Annotated in this window: 14 protein-coding genes and 1 tRNA gene; 13 read left to right on the top strand and 2 right to left on the bottom strand. The window is 57.7% G+C overall.

Annotated features, from left to right (window positions below; translation table 11 throughout):
* Positions 1–98 precede the first annotated feature (98 nt).
* The 8 genes from hutH (at position 99) to HMPREF9623_RS04840 (ending at position 9536) form a co-directional block, all read left to right on the top strand.
* Positions 99–1631, top strand: coding sequence for a histidine ammonia-lyase (gene hutH, locus HMPREF9623_RS04875; protein WP_009532784.1), 1533 nt, complete (start codon positions 99–101; stop codon positions 1629–1631).
* A gap of 44 nt (positions 1632–1675) precedes the next feature.
* A complete protein-coding gene (gene nhaC / locus HMPREF9623_RS04870) occupies positions 1676–3214 on the top strand; it encodes a Na+/H+ antiporter NhaC (protein ID WP_009532783.1) in 1539 nt (512 codons plus the stop codon).
* Positions 3215–3275: 61 nt separating this feature from the next.
* Complete coding sequence (locus HMPREF9623_RS04865) at positions 3276–3719, top strand: hypothetical protein (protein ID WP_009532782.1); 444 nt, start codon at positions 3276–3278, stop codon at positions 3717–3719.
* A 202-nt stretch (positions 3720–3921) separates the two neighbouring features.
* Positions 3922–4548 (top strand): HutD/Ves family protein, encoded by a 627-nt coding sequence (locus tag HMPREF9623_RS04860; RefSeq protein WP_009532781.1) that lies wholly within the window; start codon positions 3922–3924, stop codon positions 4546–4548.
* Between the two features lie 44 nt (positions 4549–4592).
* On the top strand, positions 4593–5087 hold the full coding sequence (locus HMPREF9623_RS04855) for a nitroreductase family protein (protein ID WP_009532780.1): 495 nt from the start codon (positions 4593–4595) through the stop codon (positions 5085–5087).
* Between the two features lie 178 nt (positions 5088–5265).
* Positions 5266–6816 (top strand): carbon starvation CstA family protein, encoded by a 1551-nt coding sequence (locus HMPREF9623_RS04850; RefSeq protein WP_009532779.1) that lies wholly within the window; start codon positions 5266–5268, stop codon positions 6814–6816.
* A gap of 69 nt (positions 6817–6885) precedes the next feature.
* Positions 6886–7809 carry an AAA family ATPase gene (locus tag HMPREF9623_RS04845; RefSeq protein WP_009532778.1) on the top strand — a complete coding sequence of 308 codons (924 nt, stop codon included), beginning with the start codon at positions 6886–6888 and terminating at the stop codon, positions 7807–7809.
* Positions 7806–9536, top strand: a complete 1731-nt coding sequence (locus HMPREF9623_RS04840) for a vWA domain-containing protein (RefSeq protein WP_009532777.1) — start codon at positions 7806–7808, stop codon at positions 9534–9536. The genes HMPREF9623_RS04845 and HMPREF9623_RS04840 overlap by 4 nt, the downstream gene beginning before the upstream one ends.
* On the opposite strand, the gene pdxR is transcribed toward HMPREF9623_RS04840, so the two are convergent.
* Positions 9466–10674 (bottom strand): MocR-like pyridoxine biosynthesis transcription factor PdxR, encoded by a 1209-nt coding sequence (gene pdxR, locus HMPREF9623_RS04835; protein ID WP_009532776.1) that lies wholly within the window; start codon positions 10672–10674, stop codon positions 9466–9468. The two genes, HMPREF9623_RS04840 and pdxR, sit on opposite strands and share 71 nt — an antisense overlap.
* A 146-nt stretch (positions 10675–10820) precedes the next feature.
* Here pdxR and HMPREF9623_RS04830 point away from each other — a divergent pair, with 146 nt between their 5' ends.
* The 5 genes from HMPREF9623_RS04830 to HMPREF9623_RS04810 all read left to right on the top strand — a co-directional run bounded on the left by HMPREF9623_RS04830 (position 10821) and on the right by HMPREF9623_RS04810 (position 14912).
* Positions 10821–11438 carry an ECF transporter S component gene (locus HMPREF9623_RS04830; protein ID WP_009532775.1) on the top strand — a complete coding sequence of 206 codons (618 nt, stop codon included), beginning with the start codon at positions 10821–10823 and terminating at the stop codon, positions 11436–11438.
* A gap of 154 nt (positions 11439–11592) precedes the next feature.
* The gene (locus HMPREF9623_RS04825; RefSeq protein WP_009532774.1) at positions 11593–12228 is read left to right on the top strand and encodes an HAD family hydrolase; all 636 of its coding nucleotides are present in this window, start codon (positions 11593–11595) and stop codon (positions 12226–12228) included.
* 61 nt (positions 12229–12289) lie between these two features.
* Positions 12290–12361: transfer RNA gene (locus HMPREF9623_RS04820), tRNA-Gln, on the top strand.
* Positions 12362–12474: 113 nt separating this feature from the next.
* Positions 12475–14244: a 1-deoxy-D-xylulose-5-phosphate synthase gene (locus HMPREF9623_RS04815; RefSeq protein WP_009532773.1), complete on the top strand. Its 1770-nt coding sequence runs from the start codon at positions 12475–12477 to the stop codon at positions 14242–14244.
* A 17-nt stretch (positions 14245–14261) separates the two neighbouring features.
* A complete protein-coding gene (locus tag HMPREF9623_RS04810; RefSeq protein ID WP_009532772.1) occupies positions 14262–14912 on the top strand; it encodes a metallophosphoesterase family protein in 651 nt (216 codons plus the stop codon).
* Here the strand turns inward: HMPREF9623_RS04810 and HMPREF9623_RS04805 are convergent.
* On the bottom strand, positions 14884–15729 hold the full coding sequence (locus HMPREF9623_RS04805) for a DegV family protein (RefSeq protein ID WP_009532771.1): 846 nt from the start codon (positions 15727–15729) through the stop codon (positions 14884–14886). The two genes, HMPREF9623_RS04810 and HMPREF9623_RS04805, sit on opposite strands and share 29 nt — an antisense overlap.
* Between the last annotated feature and the right edge of the window lie 117 nt (positions 15730–15846).

Genomic DNA, 15846 nt, shown 5'->3' with positions numbered 1-15846 from the left:
AAAACATAAATAGACGCTTTTTTGACGGGACTTCTGTAGACTGTACTTGAAAAAATTGCTGAAAGCATACAGCTTTGTAGACAGGAGGACATAGAGAGATGGAGAAGATTCTGATTACCGGACAAGATCTGACCGTGAAGCAGATTGTTGCGGTCTGCCGGGAACACGCGGTCGTGGAGCTCTCGCCGGAGAGCAGAGAGGCAGTTCTGGCTTCCCGGAAAATTGTCGATGATCTGGTCGCCGAGAAAAAGGTGGTCTACGGTATTACGACGGGCTTCGGCAAGTTCAGCGATGTCGTAATCAGTACGGACGAGTGCCACGAGCTGCAGAAGAATCTGATTATCACGCACGCGGTCGGTGCCGGTGATCCGTTCCCGGAGGATGTGGCGCGCGGCATGTTGCTACTCCGCGTCAACAATCTCTCGAAGGGTTACTCCGGCATTCGCTTAGAGACCCTTGAGACCATGATTGCGATGCTCAACAAGGGCGTGACTCCGTTTATTCCCGAGAAGGGTTCGCTTGGCGCTTCCGGCGATCTCGCGCCGCTCTCGCACATGGTTCTCGTCATGCTGGGACTCGGCAAGGCTTACTATCAGGGTGAGCTGCTCTCCGGCGCGGAGGCGATGAAGAGGGCAGGCATTCCGGTCGTTGAGCTCTCGGCAAAGGAAGGCCTTGCGCTGAACAACGGCACTCAGGCGATGACTTCGGTCGGCGCACTCGCACTTCACGACGCGACACAGCTCTTAAAGATTGCCGACATTGCGGATGCGCTCTGCTTTGAGGCGCAGAACGGTGTCATGGATGCACTCGAGGACAGAGTCCATGCGATTCGCCCGCACGAGGGTCAGGGCAAGACCGCAAAGAACCTGCGCCGTCTGCTCGCAGACTCGAAGAACACAACCCGCCAGGGTGAGATTCGCGTGCAGGACGCTTACTCGCTTCGCTGCAGCCCGCAGATTCACGGCGCTTCGAAGGACGCGGTGAAATATGTGCAGGGCAGAGTGGACATTGAGATCAACTCGGTCACGGACAACCCACTCATCTTTAAGGAGGACAGAGCCGGTATTTCGGGCGGCAATTTCCACGGCCAGCCGATGGCACTGCCGTTTGACTTCTTAAAGATTGCGGAGGCGGAACTCGCAAATGTCTCGGAGCGCCGCATCGAGAGACTGGTGAACCCCGCATACTCGGCACTGCCGGCTTTCCTGACTCCGCACGGCGGCGTCTGCTCCGGCTTCATGATCGTGCAGTACTCGGCGGCGGCTCTGGTCTCGGAGAACAAGGTGCTCGCACATCCGGCGAGCGTGGACAGCATCCCGAGCTCGGCGGGCCAGGAGGATCATGTCAGCATGGGCACTATTGCGGCGCGCCAGGCAGCGGAAATCGGCAAGAATGTGCGCCGGGTCCTCGCGATGGAGCTCATGGTTGCCTGCCAGGGCATTGACATGCGCGGCAACAAGGGACTGGGACGCGGCACGCAGGCGGCGTATGACCTCGTGCGGAAGGGCTGCGCATACCTCGACGATGACAGAGAGCTCTACGAGGACATCAACTACTGCGAGCGGATTCTCACGGACGGCTCCCTGATTCGGGCGGTTGAGGCTGCCATCGGCGGAGAACTGGAAGTCTGACAAAAGAGCGCCCCGAGGCGCAATCAAACAGAAAAGAGGAGAGTATGGAAGAGACAAAGGTAGGCAGCAAGAAAGTAAGACTGCCAAATTTCATTGAGGCGCTCATTCCCATCGTCGTCATGATGGGACTCATGTTGCTCGGGTTTGTCGGAAAGACGGGCTATACGGATGCGCATATGCCCCTGGTCGTCTCGATTTGCGTCGCCTGCATCATCGGCGGCCTCTGCGGCCACAGCTTCTCCGATATGCTTGCCGGTATGCTGGATCGCTTGAATGCGACGATGGAGGCGATTCTGATTCTCTGCACCGTCGGCATTCTGGTCGCATCCTTTATCATGTCGGGCACCATCCCGGCTGTCATCTACTACGGCCTGGATCTCCTGACCCCGCGGCTTTTCCTGCCGGTCGGCTGCATCATGTGCGCGATTGTAGGCCTTGCCTGCGGTTCCTCCTGGACCGCGACGGCAACCATCGGTATCGCGTTCCTCGGCATCGGCGCGGGCCTCGGCATTAACCCCGCAATCACCGCCGGCATGATTATCTCCGGCGCTTACCTCGGCGACAAGTTCTCGCCGCTCTCGGACACCACGAACCTCGCGGCGGCGGTTTCCGGCACGGGTCTCTTTGATCATGTGACGGCAATGGTCTCCACGACGGCACCGACCTTTGTGATTGCACTGATTCTCTATACGATACTCGGTATCAACATCAACACCGCGGGCTACGACCCGCAGGTCGCGGCGGGTCTGCAGACCGCACTCGCTTCGAAGTTCAACATCAACCCGCTGTTGCTGATTCCGATTATCGTGGTCATCGCAGCTTGCGTGATGAAGCTCCCGGGTCTGGTCGGCATCGCGATTTCGGTCTTCTGCGGCGTGCTCTTTGCGGCGATTTTCCAGGGCATGACCAATATCGGCGATATCTTCAAAACCCTGCACTACGGCATTACGGTCGAGACCGGCAATGAGATTGCGGACAAGCTCTTAAACCGCGGCGGCATGGACCACCAGATGTGGACCATCAACCTGATTCTCCTCGCGGTCGCCTACGGCGGCGCACTGGAGCGCTGCGGCTGCGTCGACGCGCTGTTCGGCGGTCTCAAGAATAAACTGCACTCGGTCGGTCAGCTGGTACTCGCAACCCTGCTCACCTCGCTCTTCTGCGATGCGACCATGTGCGACCAGTTCCTCGGCATCGGTGTTCCGGCGCCGCTCTACAGCGACAAGTACGATGAGATGGGACTTGCGCGCAACATGCTCTCGAGAACCCTCGAGGACTGCGGCACCCTCTGGGCGGTTATGTTCCCGTGGACAGGCTGCGGCGCATATCAGATGGGCGTGCTCGGTGTGCACCCCTTCGCATACTTCCCGTTCGCTTTCGTGAACCTGCTGAACCCGATTTATGCGGCAATCACGGCTTTCCTCGGACGAAATGTCTTCTGGGCGGACGGCGCGTATACCAATATCTTCGGCAAGACCACCATGCATAAGCCGGCGGGCGCACCCGAAGAGGCACACGAAGTTGCAATGAAGAATCTCGAGAGACTGCGCGCGGAGGGCAAGGCACCGAAGGTCGGCAAGTAAGTTGCCCCTGCTCCGCAGAGAGGCGGAGCGATCAGACAAATCAAGACAGAAAGGAAAACACATGCTTCCATGGGAGAATGAGGGAGGCGTCGTCTATACGGCGCGGGAGTTGCGGCCCCGAAAACGCTGGGTCACTTACGGGGGTTACTGCCTTGCGGTACTCTTACTCGCGGCGGGCCTTCTGACCCGCTACCGCATCGCCCTGCTCTTCGGCGCCCTTTACCTCTTGGCGCTCCTCATGGACAAGCAGGTGGTTGTGAGCGAAGAGGGAATCGAGCAGTTCTACCAAATGCGCATCACGACGCACTACGAGTGCTATCCCTGGAACGAGATCGATACCGTGGTCCTCGAGGACAGGGGGCATCCCACACTCGCAGCCTTATATTTTAGACGCGGCGACAAGACAAAGCGGCTCTTCTTTGACAAGGAGGACGCAGAAAAAATCCTCTTGCTCGCCCGCAAACAGAATTCCGCGATGCGCATAGAGCGCGTGGAGAAAAAGTAAAGAGGGAAGAGCGCCCGGCGTGCCGGGCGCTCTTTTCTTTCGCCTTGCGAAAGACTACAATACACATAGAGAGTAAAGGTGCGACATACAGGGACAGGGCAGAGCGCGGCTTCGAAGGGCTTGCACCCGCACTGTCGCAGTGCGGTTTCGCAACGACGGGTCGGTTTTGGACATCTTTTCAGTCGAACGGAGGAGAAACAAGATGAAAGTGAGGAAGAGAACCGCAAAGGATTACCGCGTGAGCCGCTGGAGCGGCGGGGAGACCAGAGAGTTTTTGCTCTTCCCGGATGGCGCAAGCTATGCCGGCCGGGATTTTCTCTGGCGTGTGAGTTCGGCGACCGTAGAGCTCGCAGAGAGTGACTTTACGCCGCTGCCGGACTATCGGCGCTTTCTGACGCCGCTCAGCGGCGCACTTCGCCTCTCGCAAAACGGCGGCGCCTTCCGGGCGCTCGGCGCGCTCGAGGTGCTCGAATTCGACGGCGGGGCAGAGACCAAGTCCCGCGGCGAGGTGACGGACTTTAATTTGATGCTCCGGAAGGGAGAGGCGACCGGCGGTATGACAACGGCCGTGCTGGGAGCGGGAGAGAGTTGCCGACTCGCCGATTTGTTCCCGGCGGAAGCGGCAGAGAGCGATGCCCTTCTGCTATATTGCTATGCGGGGGCGGCAGCGCTCCGGCGCGCGGAAAAAGAGTGGGTCGCCGAGGTCGGCGCCTATTTGCTGCTCTCGCCGGAAGAAGGAGAAACCGCGGGACTTCCGCTCGCCGATACAGAGCTGTTGGCGGTCGCGGAACATACGATTCTTGCCTTTGCGTGGATGCGGCAGCATTGAGTGCGCAGAGTAAAGAAGAAATAAAAAGAAAAGGAATAAAAGCAATGAGAGAAATTTTCGAGAGAAGAAGTGTGAGAAAGTTTGCGGCGCGGGAGGTGGAAGCGGAAAAACTGGAGGCAGTGCTCCGCGCCGGAATGGCGGCGCCCTCCGCGGGAAATCAGCGACCCTGGGAGTTCTATATCGTGAGAGACCGCGAGAAGCTCGAGGCCCTGTCGCAAATCAGCCGCTATGCGGGACCGGTCGCCGCGGCGCCGCTCGCAATTGTCGCGGTCTGTGACCCGGCGGGCAAGCGCTTTGCCGAGGTCGCACCGATCGACATGGCAATCTGCACCGAACATCTCTGGCTCGGTGCCGTCTCCGAGGGACTCGGGGGTGTCTGGATCGGCGTGTATCCGTTTGAGGATCGCGTGAAATCGGCCAATCGGATTCTGGGAATTCCGGCGGGACAGTTTGTGTTCTCCGTTCTTCCGCTCGGCTATTCCGCGGAGGAAAAAGCGCCGGAGGACCGTTTTGATCCCGCGCGCATCCATGAAATGTAAGCAAAAATATATGAAGCGATAAGGTTTAAAACGGCTAACACGTGTGGAATACATAAGTATAAAATCTAAAGGATTTCTAAACAAATATTGAAAAACAGAGGGAATTGTACTAATCTGACAAATGTTTATCAATCCCGTTTGTCTGGGATTGTAAGTTTCTGGAAAGGGAGGAACAGTTATGGCAACATTTATGATTGGCCTCGCGATTCTGGTCTGCGGCGGATTTTTGTACGGCTCATTTTGCGAGCGTGTTTTCGGCCCGGATGATCGCGAGACCCCGGCTTATGCAAAGCAGGACGGTGTGGACTATGTCCCGATGCCGACCTGGAAGAATGCGCTGATCAATCTCCTGAACATCGCAGGAACCGGGCCTATTCTCGGACCGATTCAGGGCATTTTGTTCGGACCGATTGCACTCATCACGATTCCAATCGGCAATGTGATCGGCGGCGCTGTGCACGACTATTTTGCCGGTATGATCTGTACACGCGACGGCGGCATTCAGATGCCGGACATGGTCAAGAGATATACGGGCAAGACTGTATTCTGGATTTACGATGTCTTCGTATGTGTTCTTCTGCTTCTGGTCAGCACGGTCTTTATCTATACGCCGGGTGACATCACGGCGACACAGGTTTTTGGCTTTTCTGGCAATGCGACGGATCCGAAGACCTGGATTATTTACGGCGTGATCTTCGTCTACTACTATATCGCGACGGTGTTCCCGATTGACAAGATCATCGGCAGAATATATCCGATTTTCGGAGCTGTTCTAGTATTTTCAGCAGTCGGTGTTTTCGGCGCTATGCTCATCTTCCACTATCCGATCCTGAATGTCTGGGACAGCTGGAACACCAGTGCATTTGCGTACGGTGACTACTTCTTCGGCAGAGGGGAGATGGTTGCTTTTGGTCACTTTGTGCCGATCTTTTTTGTAACAGTCGCCTGTGGCATTCTTTCAGGTTTCCACTCGACACAGACAGCCCTGATTGCGCGGACCTTGAAGAGTGAGCGCGAGGGCAGGATGACTTTCTATAACATGATGATTGTAGAGGGCTTCATCGCAATGGTCTGGGCAGCTGGCACCATGGCGCTGATTCAGATCGGCGCGGCCGATGGGGGCCTTACGATGAAATTTGATGGCGGGACGCTGAAGTACTTCCAGCAGCTTTCCGACGGCAGCATGAAGGCAATTTCGGCAAGCTCAGTGGTCGGCGTTCTATGTCGCAAGGCGCTTGGACCGGTCGGCGGTGCCATTGCGCTGGCAGGCGTCATTGTGCTTCCGGTGACTTCCGGTGACACGGCACTCCGCGCACTGCGCCTTACGATTGCGGATACCTTCCACATCAAGCAGGATAACAACGCGCGTCGCCTGGCGCTTGCCACGCCGATTTTTGCGCTGGTGCTCGGTATTCTGGTCTGGTCGAAAGTAGACGCAAACGGATTTAATCAGCTCTGGAGATATTTTGCGTGGTCGAATCAGGCGATGGCAGTCTTTGCATTGGCAGCGGCAGCGATTTACCTTTTGGTTGAGAACAAGGGGGTGTATGTCTGGATGCCTCTGGTTCCCGGTATCTTCTATACAGTTGTTTGCGGTAGCTACATTCTGAATGCGAAGATTGGTTTGAATCTCCCGTGGAATGCGGCATATATCGGCAGCATTCTGCTTGCGGTGCTCTATACCGTCGCAATTTTTGTGCGAGGCAAGAGACCCGCAAATACCCTTTGACAGTAGAAAGAGGTCCGGCATTGCCCGGGCCTCTTTTTTTCGGATTTTGAGACGAAGAGAGGAAAAGAGATGAGAGAAGAAAGTCTGGATTTTTTGCGCGCCGAGGGGGTCTCGGCGCAGCTGCTCGATGAAGTGCTCGCGTTTCGCAAGTACTACAAGCTGGAGGAAGCCGAGGCGGCGCGCGTGCCGGTGCCGCTCTATCCCTACTACGGCCGGGAGGTCTGGGAGGAGGCTATAGGCGCTCTGCTCGCGGGCGAGCATCTGCTCCTCACGGGCGGCAAGGCGAGCGGCAAGAATGTGCTCGCGGAGGGACTGGCGGCTGCTTTCGGGCGCCCGCTCTGGGACATTTCCCTCTATGTGAACGCGGATGCCGCGAGCTTAATCGGGACGGACACCTTCCGGGACGGCGAGGTGCAGCTTCGGAAGGGGCCGGTGCTCCGCGCGGCCGAGTGCGGCGGTTTCGGCGTGCTCGATGAGATCAATATGGCGAAAAATGAGAGTCTCGCGGTGCTGCACGCGGCCCTCGATTTTCGCCGCGTGATCGATATCCCCGGCTATGACAGAGTACAGCTCCACGAGGCGACCCGCTTCATCGGCACGATGAATTACGGCTACGCGGGCACGCGCGAATTGAACGAGGCTCTTGCCTCCCGCTTCCTCGTGATTCAGATGCCGGTGATTCCGGAGGCCGATGTGCAGCGCCTATTGCTTGGCAAATATCCGACGCTCCGCCCCGAATATGCGGCGCAGTTTGCGGCACTCTTTGACGAAATCCGAAAGAAGAGCGAGAGCGGCGAGATCACCAGCCGCGCGCTGGATCTCCGCGGCATGATTGCCGCAATCGGCATGATGGCGCGCGGCCTTTCGCCGGTGAGAGCGCTGCGCCTCGGCGTCGTGAACAAGTGCTTTGACAGCTACGAGCAGACCCTGGTCAGCGATCTCGTCGCAGCGCGGCTGCCGGAGAGCCTCGAAGCGGGCCGTATTTTCGCATGAAACTGAACGAATTCGAGAAGCGGCGCGCCGCAAATCTGATCTGGAATGCCGCGGGCAATTACGGCATATCCCCGGGCTTTCGGATGTATGACGCAAAGGGGAGAGCGGATCTCTACTGGAACAGCATCATCGGCGCCGCGCACCGCTACTATGACTGGGACAGGCTGATGGAATTTTATCAGAGCTTTCATGAGACCGTAGACCAGGGCGTCTATGAGAGCTTGTTCTGGCTCGCGCTCGAGAACAGCACCTTTGAGAAGATGCGCGTAGAGCGCCCGGCCGCGGCGGTGCTCCGCGAACACTATGCGAGGGAACAGCTGAAAAATTTCATGCCGAGCATCGCGGAGAGTCGCGAGGGCTGGATACTCGAGGGACATTACCGGACGGCGCTCGGCGAGGATTCGGGACTGCCGGACCTCGTGGACAGGAAACTCTTAAAGGCCTTGGAGCTGCCGGGAGATCTCGACACGGAGGCGTGGATACGGGAAGTCGGCAAGACCCTCGCCCACTATTTTACGTATTTGCCGGGCGCACCGGCCTCCGCGCAGAAGCACAGACGCTTTGCGCTGCCGAAGTTTGTCTTCCGGAAGCGGCGCACGGCGGAGGAGGCCGAACCGCTGCAGCCGAATGTGCGGCGACTCGCGATGGGATTCGGCGAGGCGCTGCCGAAAGAGGGCAGCGAGACGGGCATAAAAAACTTCGGCGAGCGCTACCAGGAGAAGACCGAGGCGCAGCTTTGGCAGTATATTCACGACTACTTCGGCGCGCCGCTCTACGAAAAAGCAAAGGAGCGGGAACTTGCGGCCGAATTTTGTACGGGAGCCCACGCGGGGAGTCGCCTCTATCTGACCGACGGGCGACTGTCGAAAGAAGAGCGCGACAAGCTGAAGGGCTTTCCGAAGCGCATGCGCCGCGAAATGGAACTGCGCTATGAAAAGACAAAGCGCGCACACGAGGGCGACCTCGCGCGGGATCATGCGGCGGTCACGGAGCTCAGGGAGCGCCTGAAAAATGCGCTGCAGCAGCTCCGCGACCCCGAGGACATTCCGGGCAAAGCCGGGCAGCTGATTCCGGGGCGTCTGTACCGCGCACTCTGCCTGAACGACAACCGGATTTTTGCAAAGCGGCTGCCGGGCGACGAGAGCCGGGTGAGTGTGGACATACTCCTCGACGCGAGCACTTCGCAGGAACAGAGAACCGAACTGGTCGCGCGGCAGGCTTACATTCTGGCCGAGAGCCTGAGCGCCCTGAAGTTACCGCTTCGCGTCTGGGGCTACCTCTCGATGAGCGGCTACACGGTGCTGACCCGGTATCTCGACTATGGCGAGCGGGGCAAAAATCAGAAGATTTTCCGCTATTTCACAGCGGGCGCGAACCGGGACGGTCTCGCCTATCGCGCGGTCTGCGGTCTCATGGAAGAGCATCCCGCCGAGCGGAAGATTCTGATTGTCTTAAGCGATGTGAAGCCGAATGATATTGTGAAGATACGCTACGAAGGGCAGGACCTCGCTTATAGCGGCAAGGCTGCCATCGAGAATTGCGCCGAAGAGCTCAGGCAGGCGCGGGGGAAGGGCATCACACCGCTCTGTGTCTACACCGGAGATGAGGCCGGGATAGCGGATGTACAGCGGATTTTCGGACAGAACTTCGTGAAGATCAATTCGCTGAACCGCTTTGCGGCGGCTGCGGGGAAACTTCTGGAAGGGGCGCTCTCGAATCCTGCTTAGCGAGGCGGAGTTTTCGTCGGATCTGGTTCAGGCGCCGCTCGAGATAGCCGCGATTTATGTACTCGGCGAGCACGTACTGGTCGAGCGCCGGGACGGTGCAGGCGTAGAAGCCGAGACGCTCGCGGTAACTTTCGAGGAGGCGCTTCGGGAGCACCATATAGGCGACGCGCATCGAGGGCGCGAGGGTCTTGGTAAAGGTATTGAGGTAAATCACAGAGTCGTTGGAGTCCATCGCATAGATGGTCTCCAGCGGCTTTTTTTGGAGCGAAAACTCGGAGGCATAGTCATCCTCCACGAGAAAGGCAGTTCTCTCCTTGGCCCAGCGGAGATATTCAAAGCGCTTTGCGGCGTTTGCGGTCACACCGCTCGGAAAGCTCTGGTAGGGCGTCACATGAAGGAGAGCGGCACGGGAGGAGGCGAGCCCATCGGCACTCACCCCGTAGGCGTCGAGCGGCAGGAGTTCGTAGGGGCGGGCATAGGCACTGTAGACAAGGCGTATCTTCTCATAGGACTGCGCCTCGATGCCGTAGAGTGCCGCGCGGGGCAAAAGCTGGGCAACCAGCCCGTAGAGGTACTCGGTGCCGGATCCGATTACAATCTGCGCGGGCTCCGCCTGCATGCCGCGGTAGCGGAGCAGATAGGCGCTGATTGCCGCGCGGAAATGAAGTACGCCCTGGTTTTCGGGGCGCGCGAGGAGCTCGTTCGGGAAGCGGAGCAGCACATCGCGGACAATGTGGGAGAAGGGCGTAAAGGGGAAGTCGGCCGATAGATCGCCGAGGGAGGCGTGCGGTGCGGCGCTCTCGGTTTCGGAGGTCGCGGGGGCGGAAGTTGCGATTGCGTCCGCAGATTGAAAGTCCGCTGTCGTAGCCGGAGTTACACTGCCGTTTTCCGGAATCGCGAGTGCGGAGACAAAAAAGCCGCTCCGCGCTTTGACCTCGAGATAGCCCTCGTCGAGCAGGGCCGCGTAGGCGTTGCCGACGGTCGAGAGACTTAGACCGAGGTGCTCTGCGAGCGCGCGCTTGGAAGGCAGGCGCTCGCCGGGAAGCAGTTTCTTTGCGAGAATGTCGCGCCGGATGGCATGGTAGAGAAAGCGGTACTTTCGCTGCTTTCCGCGCGCGTCCATGAAGTAAGTGAGCATGAGAGCCTCCGTTCAAGCTGCTGTGATTTCATCATCTGATATGATTTTATCGCAAACTGATATTATAAAAAATATGGAAACTGAATCTTTTTTATATCCAGTTTTGCGCTACAATCGTACTCATCGAAACAAAGGGGGATGATGTCATGACAGGACAAAAGACAGCAACAGCGACAAACACAGATCAGAGACTTCATAAAATCGTATTGACAGGACTCATGGCGGCGCTCTGCTATGCGGCCTTTGCGTTTTTAAAAATTCCGATTCCGACGCCCGGCGGCGGCATGGTGGCACTGCATGTCGGCAATGCCTTCTGCGTGCTCGCGGCGCTCTATCTCGGCGGCGTGTACGGCGGTCTTGCGGGTGCCATCGGCATGACGATTGCGGATTTAATGGATCCGAAGTATGTGACCTCCGCGCCGAAGACCTTTTTGCTCAAGTTCTTAATCGGTCTCATTGCGGGCTTCATCGCGCATAAGCTCGGGCACATTACGGAAGATCACGACAGAAAATATCTCTTTTTCTGGACGCTCCTCGCTTCGGCGGTCGCGCTCGGCTTCAATGTGATTGCGGACCCGATTGTGGGCTATCTCTATAAGACCTATCTGCTCGGCATTCCGCAGGATGTGTCGAAGATTATGGCGACCTGGGCGGCCGGTGTGACCGCAATCAACTCAGTCGCGGGCACCGTGGTCGTGGTCATTGCCTATGCGGCGCTGCGTCCGGTTCTGAAGAAGGCGGGACAGTTCTTCTACCTGGGGTAAAGATGTGCGGCGCTTCGAAACAAGAAAGCGGGGCGCGGAAACAGAGAGGTGTTACTTCGGGCTGCGGCAGATTGCCGCAGCTTTTTTCTTGTTGTCAAAGCGGCAAAAACAGGCTATACAAGATAGAAACGGCGAGACAATGAGGAGGGACGGAATGAAACGGGTTTATCTCTTTGATGTGGACGGAACGCTCTGGGACAGCGCGCGGGTGGTCACGGATTCCTGGAACGAGGTATTGAAAGAGAGACGGGGGAGCGGGACACTCACGGTCGATGACATGCACAGCTTTATGGGGCACACGATGGATGAGATTGCGGTGCGCATTTCGCCGGACGCAGACCCCGAGGAGCAGAGAGACATTATGGAGGCCTGCATGCGCCATGAGATTAACTATCTGGAGTCACACAGCGGTTATTTTTATCCCGGGGTGCTGAAGACGCTCCGCGCCCTTCATGAGAGCGGCAAGGAGCTCTACATTGTCTCAAACTGCCAAGAGGGCTATATCGAGTCCCTGCTCGAAGCCGGAAATTTAAGCAGCGGAGAGGACGGTGTGATTCGCGATTTCATCTGCTACGGCGAGACGAGACGCCCGAAGGGAGAAAATATAGAGCTGATTCTCGAGCGGAACGACCTTAGCCCGGAGGAGGCCGTGTACATCGGGGACACCGAGATGGACCAGGCCGCGGCTGCGGAGGCCGGCGTCGATTTTTATCATGTGCGTTACGGCTTCGGACGAGTTCACGGGGCGCTCCGCGAGCTCGACTCCCTCGAAGAACTCCTGGAGGACTGAGTCCGGGAGCAAAGTGAGGCTTGTCAGAAGAGAGGCAGTCTGCTATGCTGAATAGGCATTTTGGGCTGTCGCCAAGCGGTAAGGCAAAGGACTTTGACTCCTTCATTCGACGGTTCGAATCCGGCCAGCCCAGGCACGCAGCGGGAGCGCAAGCTCCCGCTGTTTTTTTCGGAGTTTATTTTCTTTTTCGCAGACGGCTCTTATAATACTGCTGTCAGGCAACTGTTTTGAAACGAGGTAAGAGACATGTATCTGGAAAAAATCAACAGCCCCGCGGATCTCAAAAAATTGAGTATCGAAGAAATGACGGAGCTCGCGGCCGAGATGCGCGAGGCACTCATCGTCCGCGCGAGCCGTCACATGGGACATGTGGGGCCGGATCTCGGGTTTATCGAGGCGACGATTGCGCTCCACGCGGTTTTTTCCTCGCCGGAGGATAAAATCATCTACGACATCTCCCACCAGACCTATCCGCACAAAATGTTGACCGGGCGGCGGGAGGCTTACACGGATCCCGCGCACTACGACGATGTCTCGGCTTACTCGAATCCGAAGGAGAGCCCGCACGATTTCTTTGAACTCGGGCACACCTCGGTCTCGATCGATCTTGCGCTCGGTATGGCGAAGGCCAGAGAGCTGCTCGGCGGAACGGAGAAGGTGATTGCTGTCATCGGCGACGGCTCGCTCTCCGGCGGCGAGGCGCTCGAGGGCCTCAACACCGCGGGTGAATTTAAGGGGCAGTTTCTCATCCTGGTGAATGATAACCAGATGTCGATTGCCGAGAATCACGGCGGGCTCTATGCCTCGCTGAAGGCGCTCCGCGAGAGCAACGGAACTTCCGAGAACAATTTGTTCCGCGCGATGGGGCTCGACTACCGCTATGAGGCGGCGGGCAATGACATCGGCGCGCTGATTCGGGCGCTGAACGCGGTGAAGGACTTAGACCACCCGGTCGTGCTCCACATCAATACCCTTAAGGGCAAGGGCTACGGTCCTGCGGAGACCCGGAAGGAAGAGTTCCACTGGCACTTCCCCTTTGACCGGGAGAGCGGCGAGACCCTGCCGGACTTCCGCTTTGAGGGCGAGAGCTATGAGGAGGCGACCGCGGACTTTCTCTTACAGGCAGCGGCTGAAGATCCCGCCGTACTCGTTTTGACTTCCGGCGTTCCAGGCACCGTCGATTTAACGCCCGCGCGCCGCGCTATGCTCGGCGCGCAGTATCTCGATGTCGGCATTGCGGAGCAGACGGCGCTCGCCATCGCCTCGGGCGCGGCAAAGCGCGGGGCAAAGCCGGTCTATTTTACGGAGGCAACTTTCTTACAGCGCGCCTACGACCAGCTGGTTCACGATATTTGCATCCAGAAGAGCCCGGTCACGATGCTGCTCGGCAGCGCCTCGCTCTTCGGTATGAGCGATGTGACGCACAGCGGCGTACTGGCGCTCCCCATGCTTTGCAATATCCCGGAACTCATTGTGCTCGCGCCGACCTCGGTCGAAGAGTACCTGAGCATGCTCCGCTGGTCCCTGAAGCAGAGAGAAAATCCGGTCGCGATCCTCATTCCCTCCACCGAACTTTGCCACGCGACAGGTCCGGTACGGGAGAGCTTTTCGCTGCCCGCGCACTATGAAATTGTGAGCCGCGGCAGGGAGGCAGCGATTCTGGCGCCCGGCGACATGCAGGCGCTCGGCAAAAAGACAGCCGCTCTCCTCGAAGAGAAGTACGGCCTACGCCCGACCCTCGTTAACCCCGGGGTGGTCTCAGATCTCGATGAAGCGTTGCTTTCGTCGCTTCGGGAGGACCACCGCACCGTTCTGGTGCTGGAAGACGCTCTGCTCTCAGGCGGCTTCGGGGCGAAAGTGGCGAGTTTTTACGGAGACAGCGAGATGAAGGTAGTACTCCGCGGCCTCCCGAAGGCCTTTTATGATCGCTACCGCATCTCGACGCTCTTAAAAGCAAAGGGTATGACGCCCGAACAGCTTGCGGAAAGCGTTGTCGACGCAATCGGAAAGAACTGAATTTGACAGGAGGCGGGATGAAGCGCTATATCTCGGATTTACATTTTTTTCACGACAACTTAAACCGCGAGATGGACTGCAGGGGCTTTGCCTCGCTCGAAGAAATGCACGCGCATATGATTGCCGTCTGGAATCAAACCGTGTCGCCGAAGGACGAAGTATTCATCCTCGGCGACTTCTCCGTGGGAAAGGCCGAGGAGACCAACGAAATCGTGCGTCAGCTGAAGGGAGAACTCTATCTGCTTCGAGGGAACCACGACTACTACCTCAAAAAGAGTGTCTTTGATCGCAGCCGCTTCCACTGGATTCAGGACTATGCGGAAATCCACGACGAGGGGAGAAAGGTGATACTCTCGCATTACCCGGTTTTTTGCTACAACGGGCAGAACCGGCTGACCGCAGAGGGGGAACCGCGGAGTGTCATGCTCTACGGCCATCTGCACGATACCTTCGATGAGGTGCTCGTGAACCGCTTCATCGCGGAGACAAGGGCAGCAAAGCGTCCGCAGAGAGACAGAGAGACAGGGGAAATCCTCGAAAAGGACATCCCCTGTCTCATGATCAACTGTTTTTGTATGTTTTCGGAGTACCGTCCGCTCGGCCTTCTCGAGTGGATCGAGCTTGACCGGGCGCGGCGCCTCAGTGCGCTGCAACGCGATAGCCGATAATCATGCCGTTTTGCTCGGCGTAGAAGCAGTCAAGGCCGCCGGCCGGTCGCACCTCGACCGAAGCAGACTGAAATGCCTCCCGAATGGCACTTGCGAGTGCCTCGGCGACCGGCTGGTTCAGGCAGTGCACAATCACGACTTCCTGAACAGCTCTTCCCTTTTCCCTGAGGTCTTGGACAATACTGTCCAGGACCTTTTTTGTGCCGCGAACCTTGCCCTTGATTTGTATGGTTCCCTCGGGGCTTGCGATGCCGACGCCCCAGAAGCCGAGCGTGTTCGCAAGAAAACCGGTCAGGCGGCTCATGCGCCCGTTCCGAATCAGATTGTTAAACGAGGAGAGCGCATAGACAATAAAGGTACGGTCTATGAGGGTCGGAATGCGGGAGATGATTTCCGCGTAATCCAGGCCGTCCAGAATCATGCGCGCGGTCTCGCGGATTAAGAGCATAATCGAGGGACCGTCCGTCCGCGTGTTAAAGACGGTGATGCGTTTTCCCGGTTCCTCTTCCTCGACCATGAGGCGCGCGGTCTCGGCACTCTGAAAGCTGCCCGAGAGCTCGGAGGAAATGGTGAAGGCAATCACATCGCCGGGTTTCCGAAAGGCCTCGGCAAAGGCAGCCGGAGAGGGGCAGGAAGTGCGGGCGGTCTTGCTCTTTTGCAGGTCCGCCATCATCTCCGGAATCGAAACGGTTCCGTCGTCCACATACTCCTTTTGATCGGTATAGAGGTAAAAGGGGACGCTCTGGTACAGAATATCTTCGCGCTTTTCTTCAAAGCGTATGTCGTCGCAGCTGGAATCGGTCACGATATTCCACATAGCAGACCTCCTGAAAACAATGTCATCGGTGAATTTATTATAGCGCGAAAGCAGTATGTCGTCAAAACGGAAGCTGTCCGGAAATCATTGCGGAGTTCTTACGAAATAAGGTCGATT

The organism is Stomatobaculum longum (genome assembly GCA_000242235.1).
GTDB lineage: Bacteria > Bacillota > Clostridia > Lachnospirales > Lachnospiraceae > Moryella > Moryella longum.
The sequence above is the reverse complement of the archived record's forward strand: the minus strand, read 5'-3'. Positions and strand labels throughout refer to the sequence as shown.

What these genes read in the sequence shown, in the direction of transcription:
- hutH (WP_009532784.1), top strand. Translation starts at nt 99, where the DNA reads ATGGAGAAGATTCTGATTACCGGACAAGATCTGACCGTGAAGCAGATT.
- nhaC (WP_009532783.1), top strand. Translation starts at nt 1,676, where the DNA reads ATGGAAGAGACAAAGGTAGGCAGCAAGAAAGTAAGACTGCCAAATTTC.
- HMPREF9623_RS04865 (WP_009532782.1), top strand. Translation starts at nt 3,276, where the DNA reads ATGCTTCCATGGGAGAATGAGGGAGGCGTCGTCTATACGGCGCGGGAG.
- HMPREF9623_RS04860 (WP_009532781.1), top strand. Translation starts at nt 3,922, where the DNA reads ATGAAAGTGAGGAAGAGAACCGCAAAGGATTACCGCGTGAGCCGCTGG.
- HMPREF9623_RS04855 (WP_009532780.1), top strand. Translation starts at nt 4,593, where the DNA reads ATGAGAGAAATTTTCGAGAGAAGAAGTGTGAGAAAGTTTGCGGCGCGG.
- HMPREF9623_RS04850 (WP_009532779.1), top strand. Translation starts at nt 5,266, where the DNA reads ATGGCAACATTTATGATTGGCCTCGCGATTCTGGTCTGCGGCGGATTT.
- HMPREF9623_RS04845 (WP_009532778.1), top strand. Translation starts at nt 6,886, where the DNA reads ATGAGAGAAGAAAGTCTGGATTTTTTGCGCGCCGAGGGGGTCTCGGCG.
- HMPREF9623_RS04840 (WP_009532777.1), top strand. Translation starts at nt 7,806, where the DNA reads ATGAAACTGAACGAATTCGAGAAGCGGCGCGCCGCAAATCTGATCTGG.
- pdxR (WP_009532776.1), bottom strand. Translation starts at nt 10,674, where the DNA reads ATGCTCACTTACTTCATGGACGCGCGCGGAAAGCAGCGAAAGTACCGC.
- HMPREF9623_RS04830 (WP_009532775.1), top strand. Translation starts at nt 10,821, where the DNA reads ATGACAGGACAAAAGACAGCAACAGCGACAAACACAGATCAGAGACTT.
- HMPREF9623_RS04825 (WP_009532774.1), top strand. Translation starts at nt 11,593, where the DNA reads ATGAAACGGGTTTATCTCTTTGATGTGGACGGAACGCTCTGGGACAGC.
- HMPREF9623_RS04815 (WP_009532773.1), top strand. Translation starts at nt 12,475, where the DNA reads ATGTATCTGGAAAAAATCAACAGCCCCGCGGATCTCAAAAAATTGAGT.
- HMPREF9623_RS04810 (WP_009532772.1), top strand. Translation starts at nt 14,262, where the DNA reads ATGAAGCGCTATATCTCGGATTTACATTTTTTTCACGACAACTTAAAC.
- HMPREF9623_RS04805 (WP_009532771.1), bottom strand. Translation starts at nt 15,729, where the DNA reads ATGTGGAATATCGTGACCGATTCCAGCTGCGACGACATACGCTTTGAA.